This is a genomic window from Cupriavidus sp. 05L310 (assembly GCF_056398185.1).
In genome coordinates this window covers 71767-83842 of the sequence record NZ_JBFTOX010000008.1, presented here as the reverse complement: position 1 = coordinate 83842, position 12076 = coordinate 71767, and the positions used below count along the sequence as shown (strand labels likewise).

The 12076-nt window shown below is 62.3% G+C and carries 13 protein-coding genes; all 13 read right to left on the bottom strand.

Going from position 1 to position 12076, the window contains the following annotated elements; genetic code table 11:
• Position 1: 1 nt before the first annotated feature.
• On the bottom strand, positions 2-406 hold the full coding sequence (locus AC1DS6_RS07565) for a DUF4845 domain-containing protein (protein WP_477102363.1): 405 nt from the start codon (positions 404-406) through the stop codon (positions 2-4).
• 51 nt (positions 407-457) lie between these two features.
• Positions 458-1357: a signal peptidase I gene (gene lepB, locus AC1DS6_RS07560; RefSeq protein WP_477102362.1), complete on the bottom strand. Its 900-nt coding sequence runs from the start codon at positions 1355-1357 to the stop codon at positions 458-460.
• A gap of 70 nt (positions 1358-1427) precedes the next feature.
• Positions 1428-3221: a translation elongation factor 4 gene (gene lepA / locus AC1DS6_RS07555; protein ID WP_045235578.1), complete on the bottom strand. Its 1794-nt coding sequence runs from the start codon at positions 3219-3221 to the stop codon at positions 1428-1430.
• A 209-nt stretch (positions 3222-3430) separates the two neighbouring features.
• Complete coding sequence (locus AC1DS6_RS07550) at positions 3431-3754, bottom strand: glutaredoxin family protein (protein ID WP_441629821.1); 324 nt, start codon at positions 3752-3754, stop codon at positions 3431-3433.
• Positions 3755-3764: 10 nt separating this feature from the next.
• A complete protein-coding gene (locus AC1DS6_RS07545) occupies positions 3765-5234 on the bottom strand; it encodes a DegQ family serine endoprotease (RefSeq protein WP_441629819.1) in 1470 nt (489 codons plus the stop codon).
• A gap of 153 nt (positions 5235-5387) precedes the next feature.
• Positions 5388-6461: a MucB/RseB C-terminal domain-containing protein gene (locus tag AC1DS6_RS07540; RefSeq protein WP_477102361.1), complete on the bottom strand. Its 1074-nt coding sequence runs from the start codon at positions 6459-6461 to the stop codon at positions 5388-5390.
• A gap of 8 nt (positions 6462-6469) precedes the next feature.
• A complete protein-coding gene (locus AC1DS6_RS07535) occupies positions 6470-7099 on the bottom strand; it encodes a sigma-E factor negative regulatory protein (protein ID WP_477102360.1) in 630 nt (209 codons plus the stop codon).
• Between the two features lie 126 nt (positions 7100-7225).
• Positions 7226-7825: an RNA polymerase sigma factor RpoE gene (gene rpoE / locus AC1DS6_RS07530; RefSeq protein ID WP_045235582.1), complete on the bottom strand. Its 600-nt coding sequence runs from the start codon at positions 7823-7825 to the stop codon at positions 7226-7228.
• Positions 7826-7954: 129 nt separating this feature from the next.
• Positions 7955-8410, bottom strand: coding sequence for a hypothetical protein (locus AC1DS6_RS07525; protein WP_477102359.1), 456 nt, complete (start codon positions 8408-8410; stop codon positions 7955-7957).
• A 64-nt stretch (positions 8411-8474) separates the two neighbouring features.
• On the bottom strand, positions 8475-9707 hold the full coding sequence (fabF, locus tag AC1DS6_RS07520; RefSeq protein WP_045235584.1) for a beta-ketoacyl-ACP synthase II: 1233 nt from the start codon (positions 9705-9707) through the stop codon (positions 8475-8477).
• A gap of 198 nt (positions 9708-9905) precedes the next feature.
• Complete coding sequence (gene acpP / locus AC1DS6_RS07515; RefSeq protein WP_008644813.1) at positions 9906-10145, bottom strand: acyl carrier protein; 240 nt, start codon at positions 10143-10145, stop codon at positions 9906-9908.
• A 169-nt stretch (positions 10146-10314) separates the two neighbouring features.
• Positions 10315-11064: a 3-oxoacyl-ACP reductase FabG gene (gene fabG / locus AC1DS6_RS07510; RefSeq protein ID WP_441629810.1), complete on the bottom strand. Its 750-nt coding sequence runs from the start codon at positions 11062-11064 to the stop codon at positions 10315-10317.
• Between the two features lie 15 nt (positions 11065-11079).
• Positions 11080-12015, bottom strand: a complete 936-nt coding sequence (fabD, locus tag AC1DS6_RS07505; protein ID WP_441629808.1) for an ACP S-malonyltransferase — start codon at positions 12013-12015, stop codon at positions 11080-11082.
• Positions 12016-12076: the final 61 nt, after the last annotated feature.

The window sequence follows — 12076 nt, the reverse complement described above, 5'->3', positions numbered from 1 at the left end:
GTCAGTACTGCGTTCCCGAATAGGTAATCAAAAGGCTCAGAGGACCGTATAACGGCACTTCGTTACGGTAGGAAAACCCCACCGACCGGATCCCGCCATTGTCATCTTCATTGATATCCAGATCGTCGCTGCGCACAGCGGTGATACGGTCGATCTGCGCCTGCTTGTTGAAATAATCGGCCACTTCGCGCTTGCTGGATGCCTGTTGCTTGGCATAACTGATGGCGCGCTTGACCGAGAAATACTCCAGCAGGCTTGGGATCGCCCTGACCGCCGGGATTACGATACCCCCCACGACCAGTATGACGATCAGCAAGCTGCCGAGGGAGAATCCACGCGGCTTGCTGCGTCCCGACAAACGTGCCCGCCCCCTGGCTGCCCCAACCACTCGACCCGATTGACCCATGTTGCGCTTTCCCTCGCTTGACTGGAGTGATTTATACGCATCGCGGGAGGCTTACTTGAACGCCCCCACGCGTCCGATATTGCCGAGGTTCATCCAGATCAGGAATGCCCTGCCGACAATATTCTGATCGGGCACGAAGCCCCAGTAACGTGAATCCAGGCTGTTATCCCGGTTATCGCCCATCACAAAATAGTGGCCTTGCGGCACTTTGCACGTTACGCCTTGCTGATTGTAAGTGCAGTTTTCGTGGAACGGGAAATCCGGATCCATGCCGGAAATATAGGCTGGCCTGTCGGCATCATTGAGGACACCGTGCTCCGGGCCGTCGGGCAGCTTCTCGCGGAAGTGCTTCGAATACGAAAGCCGTTCTTCGTCCAGGTAGTCAGGCAGCGGGCTGTACTCCGCTGGCTTGCCATTGATGGTCAGGCGCTTGTTCTGGTAGCTCACCACATCGCCCGGCACTCCGATCACACGCTTGATGTAATCGAGCGACTGGTCCTTCGGGTAGCGGAACACCATCACGTCGCCGCGCTGGGGGTCGCCGACCGAGATGATCTTCTTGTTCACCACCGGCAGGCGGATGCCGTAGTCGTACTTGTTGACCAGGATGAAGTCGCCGATCAGCAGCGTCGGGATCATCGAGCCAGACGGGATCTTGAACGGCTCGACCACGAAGGAGCGCAGCACGAACACGGCCAGGATCACCGGGAAGAAACTTGCCGAATATTCCAGCCACCATGGCTGGCGCAGCTTTTCCTCCGCCAGGCGGCTACGCGAGGTATCGACCTCGCCAGCGCCATAGCGCCCCTGCAGATCGGTACGGCGCGCATCGAACTCCGCCAGCGCGGACTGTGCGGAAAGCCGCCGTTGCTTCTCGAACACCAGTTTGTCGGCCACCCAGGCAACGCCCGTGATAACCACCAGCACAAAAAGGATCAGTGCAAAATTCATGACGGCTAGATCTTCGTGTTGTTTTGTTAGAGTCCGCTTCGCCAGCCGGCGAGAGCCGGCCTCCGCCAGCTTACTTGTCGCCTACCTGCAGGATCGCCAGGAAAGCCTCCTGGGGGATCTCGACCGTACCCACCTGCTTCATGCGCTTCTTACCTGCTTTTTGCTTCTCGAGCAGCTTCTTCTTGCGCGAGATATCGCCGCCGTAGCACTTGGCGAGCACGTTCTTGCGCAGCGCCTTGACGTTCTCGCGCGCGATAATGTTGGCGCCGATCGTGGCCTGGATGGCTACGTCATACATCTGGCGCGGGATGATCTCGCGCATCTTCGATACCACTTCGCGGCCACGGTACTGCGAATTGCTGCGGTGGACGATCACCGACAGCGCGTCGACCTTGTCACCGTTGATCAGGATGTCCACCTTGACCACGTCGGCGGCGCGATATTCCTTGAACTCGTAATCCATCGAGGCATAGCCGCGCGACACCGATTTCAGGCGGTCGAAGAAATCCATGACGATTTCCGCCATCGGAATCTCATACGTGAGCTGCACCTGCTTGCCGTGGTAGCTCATGTTGATCTGCGTGCCGCGCTTTTGCGTGCACAGCGTGATCACGGAGCCGACGTAGTCCTGCGGCATGTACAGGTTGACGGTGACGATGGGCTCGAGGATATTCTCGATACGGCTCGGATCCGGCATCTTGGCGGGGTTTTCCACCGTCAGCATGGTGCCGTCACGCATCTGCACCTGGTACACCACCGTCGGCGCGGTGGTGATGAGGTCCATGTCGAACTCGCGTTCCAGGCGCTCCTGCACGATTTCCATGTGCAACAGGCCCAGGAAGCCGCAGCGGAAGCCGAAGCCGAGTGCCTGAGACACTTCAGGCTCGTACTGCAACGATGCGTCGTTGAGCTTGAGCTTTTCCAGGGATTCGCGCAGTGCTTCGTACTGGTTGGATTCCACCGGATACAGGCCCGCGAACACCTGCGGCTTGACCTCCTTGAAGCCCGGCAGCGGCTCGGCCGCCTTGCGCGCCACGGTGGTGATGGTGTCACCCACCTTGGCCGCCTTCAGTTCCTTGATGCCCGCGATCACGAAACCCACCTGCCCTGCCGACAGCGACTCGCGCGGCAGCGACTTGGGCGAGAACACGCCGACCTGCTCGACCAGGTGCTGCGAGCCGGTGGCCATCAGCAGTACCTTGTCCTTGGGCTTGAGGGTGCCGTTGACCACGCGCACCAGCATCACCACGCCAACGTAGTTGTCGAACCACGAGTCGATGATCAGGGCCTGCAAGGGTGCGCCCGCGTCGCCCTTGGGCGGCGGCACGCGGGCGATCATCGCCTCGATCACGTCCTGCACGCCCAGGCCGGTCTTGGCCGAGCACGGCGTGGCATCCTGGGCGTCGATCCCGATCACTTCCTCGATCTCGCGGATCGCGTTTTCCGGGTCGGCCGACGGCAGGTCGATCTTGTTGAGCACCGGCACCACTTCCACGCCGAGTTCGATCGCGGTGTAACAGTTGGCGACAGTCTGCGCCTCCACGCCCTGGGAAGCATCGACCACCAGCAGCGCGCCTTCGCAGGCGGACAGCGAGCGGCTCACTTCATAGCTGAAGTCGACGTGCCCCGGCGTGTCGATCAGGTTGAGGTTGTAGATCTTGCCGTCGCGCGCCTTGTAGCTGAGCGCCGCGGTCTGGGCCTTGATGGTGATGCCGCGCTCCTTCTCGATGTCCATCGAGTCGAGCACCTGCGCCTCCATCTCGCGATCGGACAGGCCTCCGCAGAGTTGAATGATGCGGTCGGCCAGGGTCGATTTACCGTGGTCGATGTGGGCGATGATCGAGAAGTTGCGGATATGGTCCATCTGATGTTCAGGGGTGCGCCAGTTCGGGCCAGGAGGTGCCCGCATGGGCACGCCTGGCGGCGCAGCAATTATGAACGACCTGGAACTGGCGCCTTGTCGGGCGGGCCCCGCTCCGGTCGCAGGTTGGTGACGCGGACTTTGCGCCAAACTGCAATTTTACCGTATTTTCAAGGACTTCCGTATTGCGAAATGGGCGGCGGATCAAGCCATCACACCACGCCATGCCCCGCAGGGCGCACTTGCGCGCCTTCGACCGGCCGTTCGTCCACTCGCGGGGCCGCATGTGCGGCGAACCACGCTTTCACCCGACTTTCGTCGAGAAAGTAGTGGCACAGTTCCTCGCCAGGGGTAGCCGGGGCCCCAACCATCAGCACAGGCACAAGTTCGCCGAAGCGCGCTTCGGTCGCGGGATCGGTATCCACGTCCACCTCGTGCAGGACAAAGGAAAAATCGCGCCGGAGCGGTTCCAGCGCGATTTTCATGTCTTCGCACAGATGGCAATACCCCCTGCCATACAGTGTGAGATCGGCCATGGCGAGCCGATCAGCGCGAGGACGTTGCGCCCGGACGCAAGGTCAGCACCTGGGTGGCATCGCCGCGGCGGACGAACACAGCGGCAATCTTCGCCTTGTCCAGCCCCTTGACCAGTTCATTGAACTGGCGCGGGCTGGTCACGTCGTTATCGCCCAGCCGCAGGATGATGTCGCCCGGGCGAATGCCGGCACGCATCGCCGGCCCGTCGGACTGCTCGACCTCCACGCCCGACTTGATCTTGAGTTCCTTCAGCTTTGCATCGGGAATTTCGTTGACGATCAGGCCGAGTGCATTGGGCTTGGCCGCCGGCGCGGCGCCGTCGTCGCGCGGTGTATTGCCGCCACGGGTGCGCACCTTGGCATCGGCGTCGAGTTCGGCCACGGTGATCGAAACTTCCCGCGTCGCGCCCTTGCGCCACAGCTGCAGCGGTACGCGCGTGCCCGGCTTGATATCGCCGACCATGCGCGGCAGGTCGGACGCCTTCTCGATGTCACGGCCGTTGAACTTGAGGATGATGTCACCGGCTTCGATCCCCGCCTTCTCGGCAGGGCCTCCGGGTTCGACGCTACCCACCAGCGCGCCCCGGGCTCGGCCCAGGCCGAGCGAGTCGGCGACTTCCTTGGTGACATCGCCGATCGCAACCGCGATACGCCCGCGCGTCACCTTGCCGGTCGCCTTGAGCTGCTCGGTGACACGCATGGCCTCGTCGATCGGGATGGCGAAGGAGATGCCCATATAGCCCCCGCTGCGGCTATAGATCTGGGAATTGATGCCGATGACCTCGCCGCGCAGGTTGATCAGCGGGCCACCCGAGTTACCTGGATTTACCGCCACATCGGTCTGGATGAACGGCAGGTAGTCTCCGGTATCGCGCCCCTTGGCCGACACAATGCCGGCCGTCACGGTGTTGTCGAGGCCAAATGGCGAGCCGATCGCCAGCACCCATTCGCCGGCGCGGACCTTGTCCGAATCGCCGAGCGTGAGCTTGGGCAAGCCGGTCGCGTCGACCTTGAGCAACGCTACGTCGGTACGCTTGTCCGAGCCGATCAGCTTCGCCTTGAACTCCCGCTTGTCGGGCAGCGTGACATAGATGGTTTCCGCATCCGCCACAACATGAGCATTTGTCATCACATAGCCATCCTGGCTGATGACAAACCCGGACCCCACGCCACGGCTCTGCTCCTCGCCCTGCGGCCCCTGCGGCCCTTGCGGCGGCTGGCCGCGGCGCGGGGTGCCCGGAGGCGTGGGCGCGCCCGGCATGGGCACACCAAAGAAACGGCGGAAGAACTCTGCCATCTCGTCGTCTTCGCTGCCGGGAGTACCGCGCGCGCGAACGCGCTCGGTGGTGCGGATATTCACGACGGCCGGGCCGGCTTTTTCCACCAGATCGGTGAAATCGGGCAGGTTATAGGACGGCGCGGCCGCCTGCGCATGGCTCAGCTCGGCGACAAATGGCGCAAAAGCGAGAATGGCAGCCATGAGCACGGTCCGAGCCAAGGCTGGAGATCTTGGTGACATCGTCGACTCCCGGGAGATCAGCGAAACGAGGAAAAAAGCTTGGGCAGCGTGCGCAGCGGACTGGCGGCGGATGCAGGGCAGCGTTCACGCCGCCCCTCCACGCAGCAATCCGGCTTAGTGGCCCTTCGGTGGTTTGTATTCTACCGCCGAGGCAAACAGCCTCACTGTGGCCGGCGGGACTTCGCCCACTACTGTGATCCAGAAATCGGCCACACGGCGCACCACGACCTGGGTAGCACCAAGTGAAGCCACGCCTTCGCGGCGCACGCGCTGCTCGGAAACCGGCTCGATAAATACGGACAAACCGGTCAAGCCATCGCTGTAGACGATCTGGAGCACTTCGAAGACGTTCCCGCGCGGGTTGGCCTGTGGTGCGCGCAACTCCCCAAGTGGCCGGCGAACCTCGCGGATCTTCATGAACCCTTTGACCGGGATCCCGATGCTCCAGCCCTCGTCGGCAATATTGGCAGGCTGGTTGGTCACCTCATAGTGGTTCCAGGCGCCGGAATTCTTGATGGCAGTGAGGATGCGCTGCTTTTCGGAAGGCACTCCGATCTCGACTTGCGAGAAAGCCACCTGCTCCAGCACCTTGCCGCCCTCGCCCAGGGTCTGGGCGCGCATCAGCAGGCCGGAATTCTTCTCGGCCCAAAGACGCACGGCATAGCGCGCGGCGTCATGCGGCTCTAGCGAGAACACTTCGCACTCAACGCCGGCCACGCGCTCGCCGGGAAGCTTGCGCATATCGTAGATATCCAGCACATCGCTCTTGTTGGTGGCCAGGAGCGCCGGAAAACGATCCTTGGCTTCCTGCTTTTCCACCACCACCAGTTTGGCCTCGGGAATCAGGCTGTGCACGATATCGTTCTGGCGCAGCACCTCGCGCGGCTTGCCGTCGAGTGTCTCAAGCCGTTCGTACTCGTTGTTGACGAGATCGCTATAGTGCTGAATGCGCGACGCATGCATCACGCTGCCGCGCTGATAGATCAGCGTGCCAACATAATTCTCGCGCTGGGCCGCGCGGTGGATCTTGTTGAGCCAGGCCGTTGCGTCGCGACGGGCCAGCGTATTGTCCGGCGGCTGCGCAGTTGCTGCAGCCGCAGTCAGACACAAGGCCAGAAAAAAGGACCTGCGAAGGGCCCTAATTCTGTGTGCGCCCGCTACGTTGGCGGGCGACCATCCTTTATGCATGTCCGGCATTATTCCTGCGAATTGTCCTGAGAGAAGTTTGCGCTGTTGGCAACGGTGCGCATCGTGGGCACTACCGCATCAGTTGCAACCGATACGCGGTGGGCACGCAGATATTCGTCCAGACGCGGATCGCGGATCATTTGCGCGCTGTCCGCGGACACGGTCACGATGCCGCCGGCCTTGGGCACGGCGGGTTGCTCTACGCGTGCCACCACGGCATCCGGCGTACCGAGGTCGGCGGAACCGCGCATCTGCGGCACCACCACCCAGCTGACGGCCGCCACCGCGGCAGCGATGGCCGTACCCGGCATCACGCGGCGCACCCACGACGGCTTGAAGAGCATGCGATGTGCTCCCGACGCCTTCGCGACCGCGGGCACCAGCACATGCGGTTCGCTGTCGAGACGGGCGGAAAACCGGGAGAGAAAATCATCGGTCGAGCCGGCATGCGTCAGTTCTTCCGAACGCAGGGCATCGCCAATCAGTTGATAGGAGGTCCAGCTCGCCATGCCCGCCCCGCTCTTCACGAGATCCAACACAGCGCTTACTTCGTGCGGCGCCAGCTCGCCATCCATCAGCACGGAAATCTGCTCCGCCGCTTCCACTACATGAACCGACTGCTTGTGAGCCTGACCCATTTCCCACCCCTAGAAAAACCATTGAACACCGACAATCCCGTCTACTGCCTTGTCGTTTATCGATGCAGGAATAGGCTGCAACGCTGGCCGCACGACATTTTCTTTACCACTGACGACGGCTGACTACTACCATCGTTTGCCCTCTGCCGTTCCCAGCAGCGGACGCAATTTCTCGGCAATCGCCTCGCGCGCCCGGAAGATGCGCGACCGGACGGTGCCGATCGGGCACCCCATGGCTTCCGCGATCTCCTCGTAGCTGAGGCCTTCGATCTCGCGAAGGGTGATGGCGGTGCGCAATTCCTCGGGCAGTGCTTCCATCGCGCGGTTGACCGTCTCGGCCACCTGGCGGGTATGGAGCATCGACTCCGGCGTATTGATATCTCTTAGTTGCTCACCGTCCGCAAAAGTTTCAGCCTCTTCGGCATCGATATCACTGGAGGCCTCCGGCCGGCGCCCCTGGGTCGCCAGATAGTTCTTCGCGGTGTTCACCGCAATCCGGTACAACCAGGTGTAGAACGCCGACTCGCCGCGAAACTGGGGCAAGGCACGATACGCCTTGATAAAGGCGTCCTGTGCCACATCCTCCACTTCGGCCGAATCCCGCACCAAACGCGAAATGAGCCTGATGATCTTGCGGTGGTATTTCACCACCAACAATTCAAAGGCCCGCTTATCGCCTTGCTGGACGCGCTCAACGAGGAGCTGATCGGCTTCGCGTTCGCTCACGAATATTTCACCTGCAGTGTATCTCTTGGTATCGTCTTCACGACAAACGTTGTATTTTACCTACGTAGCTCGGCGCACGGTCAGTGCGGTGCAACGCATATTGTGATGGATGCTCGAAACAGCCGCGCATCAACTGGCCTCGCCTGTCGCCTGGCAGTCACGCTGCGCAACGCGGAGAGTACGTCTGAGCGCCCGCAAGGCGCCGGTGTCCACGAGCACACGGCTGACCACCAGCACCCGAGGGGGATGTCCGGTCACCGGTTCCAGGGCGAGCACCAGGGCCAACTCGCCCAATTCCCAACTGGACTCGACACGCGCCACCGCGCGGCGGCCATCCGGCAAGCCAACAAGGATGCCTGGCCGGCCCGTGCGATCCCGTCCTTGCGCCAGGCCGTCGTAGGTACACGCGGCGCCGCACCAAAGTGCGTGCCAGTGCCATGTGAGCCAACCGCACAACGCAGCGATGCCGAGCAGCGCCAGCCATTGCGGCAAACTCCAGCCTTGCGCAGACCGCCCCAGTTCGTGCATCCCTTGCCGGGCAAGCAACGCGAACGTTGTGAGCTCGCAGGCAAGAAACAGCGCCAAAACCCACCGCAAAGGATGGGCCTTGACTGAACTCCATGGTGTCGCCACCCGGCGCACGCCGGGTTCAGGCGCGCCGGAAGACAAGCGTGCCGTTGGTGCCGCCGAAGCCGAAGTTATTCTTCACCGCCACATCGATCTTCAGGTCGCGTGCCGTGTTAGCCACGTAATCCAGGTCGCACTCGGGATCCTGGTTGAAGATATTGATGGTCGGCGGCGACACCTGGTGGTGCAGCGCCAGTACGGTGAACACCGACTCGAGGCCGCCGGCGCCGCCCAACAGGTGGCCGGTCATCGACTTCGTTGAATTGACCGCCACCTTGTAAGCGTGATCGCCAAGGGCAAGCTTGATGGCTTCGCTCTCGTTCTTGTCGCCCAACGGAGTCGAGGTACCGTGCGCATTCAGATAACCGACTTCGTCCGCATTGACGCCAGCGTCCTTGAGGGCGTTGACCATGCAGCGGCGCGGGCCATCCATATTGGGTGCCGTCATGTGGTAAGCGTCGCCACTCATGCCGAAGCCAATCAGCTCGGCATAGATCTTGGCGCCACGTGCCTTGGCCGACTCATACTCTTCGAGCATGACCACACCGGCACCCTCGCCCAGCACGAAGCCATCGCGATCCTTGTCCCACGGGCGGGACGCGGCAGCGGGGTCGTCGTTGCGGGTCGACAGCGCGCGTGCCGCGGCGAAACCGCCGATGCCGAGCGGCGACACCGTGGATTCCGCGCCGCCGGCCAGCATGACGTCCGCATCGCCCGCCTGGATCAGCCGGGCCGCCAGGCCGATGCTGTGCAGGCCGGTGGTGCAAGCCGTTACCGCGGCCAGGTTGGGGCCCTTCAGTCCATGGATGATGGACAGGTGGCCCGAGATCATGTTGATGATCGAGCCTGGCACGAAGAACGGGGAGATCCGGCGCGGACCACGATTGGTCAGCTCGGCGTGGGTGTCCTCGATCATCGGCAGGCCGCCGATGCCCGAGCCAACGAGCACGCCGATGCGCTCTGCATTGGCTTCGGTCACTTCGTAGCCGCTATCCTTCAGCGCCTGCGAGCCCGCTGCGATGCCATAGTGGATGAACGTATCCATATGGCGGGCTTCCTTGGCCGGGATGTAATCCTCGGCATTGAAGCCCTTCACTTCGCCGGCAAAATGCACGGCAAGCGCGGAATGATCGAATTTGGTAACGGTGGCGATGCCAGACTTGCCGGCAACCAGGTTGGCCCAGCCTTCGGCAACCGTGTTTCCGACCGGAGACACAAGGCCAAGCCCAGTGACGACGACGCGACGACGGCTCACTATGATTTCCTACGGGTACGTGAAGCAGAACTGGAAAATGAATCGGAACTGGCCAACGGCCGGCGCCGGGCTACGCCGATGCCGGCGTAGCCGTACCAATTGTGCTTCTTCGAACAAACGAAAGCCACAGAAAACAGCGCGGTGAGCCCATGGGCCTCGCGCCTGCCTTCTGTGGCTCGGAATTCAGATACGACAGGCTCAGGCCTTGACGTGTGCGGTGGCGTAATCGATTGCCTGTTGCACGGTCGTGATCTTTTCGGCTTCCTCATCGGGAATTTCCATGCCGAATTCATCTTCCAACGCCATCACGAGTTCAACCGTGTCGAGCGAATCCGCGCCCAGGTCGTTCACGAACGAGGATTCGTTCTTGATGTCTGCCTCGGCGACGCCGAGTTGTTCTGCCACGATTTTCTTGACGCGTTGTTCGATATTGTCCATGTAACCCTCCAGGGAAGTTCGACAAAAAGTGGGCGCATTTTAGCAGGTTTGGGCCACAAAAATGCCCCCTGCCGTCTATTGCAAGAACAGCGCCCGATCAGTTTTAAAAATAACCACTTCGCGCGGCTTTTGTCGGCTTCTCCTTCGAACCCGACACCACGCAAGGCGATCAATTCATGTACATGCCACCATTCACATGGAGCGTCGTACCTGTAATGTAGGCCGCTTGAGGGCCCGCCAGGAAGGCGACCGCATGCGCGATATCTTCCGGCTGCCCGAGACGGCCCAGGGGAATCTGGGTCTTCAGTGCCGCATGCTGCTCATCCGACAGGACCTTGGTCATGTCGGTGTCGATAAAGCCAGGCGCCACGCAGTTCACAGTCACGTTCCGGCTGCCGATTTCGCGCGCCAGTGCGCGGCTCATGCCTTCGACGCCGGCCTTGGCGGCCGCATAGTTCATTTGCCCGGGGTTGCCTGTCGAGCCGACCACCGAGGTGATATTGATGATACGGCCGCCGCGCGCCTTCATCATCGGGCGCAGCACGGCGCGCGACAAGCGGAACACCGCCGTCATGTTGGTCTCGACAACCGCGCTCCAGTCGTCGTCTTTCATGCGCATGGCGAGTTGGTCCTGGGTAATACCGGCGTTGTTCACCAGAATACCGAGGCTGCCATGCGTCTTGACGAGTTCGTCGATCAGCGCTTCGGAAGCCGCCGCATCATTGACGTTGAGCACGGCTCCGCGGCCCTTGCCGCCGGCTGCCGCCAGGTATTCGCTGATCGCGGCGGCCCCCGCCTCGCTGGTGGCGGTACCGACCACCGTGGCGCCCTGGGCGGCCAGCTCCAGCGCGATGGCGCGGCCGATTCCGCGCGATGCGCCGGTCACCAGCGCGACCTGGTTTTCCAGAAATTTCGTCATTGCCTTGGTCCTTATTTACTTCAGCAGCGCCAGCGTGTCCTGCAGGGAGGCCGGATCGAAGATCGCCCCGCCCACCAGGTTGCCGTCGATGCGCTTGGTCATGCCCGCCAGCACTTTGCCCGGACCGCACTCGATCACGTGGGTCACGCCCTCGGCTGCAATCTTCTGCACGCATTCGACCCAGCGCACCGGAGCTGCCGCCTGGCGAACCAGCGCGTCCTTGATGGCTTCCGGATCATTGACGATGGCCACGTCAACGTTGTTGACCAGCGGAATGGACGGTGCGGCGAACGTCATGCCCGCCATGCGCTCACGCAGGCGGTCCGAAGCAGGCTTGAGCAGCGAAGAATGGAACGGCGCCGAAACCGGCAGCGGCAGCGCACGCTTGGCGCCGCGCGCCTTGGCCATTTCACAGGCCTTTTCCACAGCGGCCTTGTTGCCGGCGATCACCACCTGCGAAGGCGCGTTGAAGTTCACCGCCTCGACCACGCCGGCTCCTGCAGCCGACGCCTCGGCGCAGGCCGCGCGCACGTCGTCGTCGGACAGACCAAGGATGGCTGCCATGCCGCCCTCGCCCACCGGCACGGCTTCCTGCATGGCCTGCGCGCGAAAACGCACCAACGGCACCGCATCGGCAAAGGAAATCACCCCGGCAGCCACCAGTGCGGAGTATTCACCCAGGCTATGGCCGGCGACCAGGGCAGGCGCTGCACCGCCAGCGTCGAGCCAGGCACGGTAAATGGCCACCGCGGCGGTCAACATGACCGGCTGCGTGTTGGTCGTGAGGTTAAGTTCCTCGGCCGGGCCCTCGGCGATCAGGTGGCCCAGGTCCTGGCCGAGTGCCGCGGACGCCTCGTCCAGAGTGGCTCGGACTACCGCATTGTCGGCGAATGCATTGAGCATCCCGACTGCCTGCGAGCCCTGCCCTGGGAATACAAAGGAGAATTTCATCGCAATCGAATCGTAAAGATGGATACCGCAGGACCGGCGCGACGAAGCAACATCGCGGCGC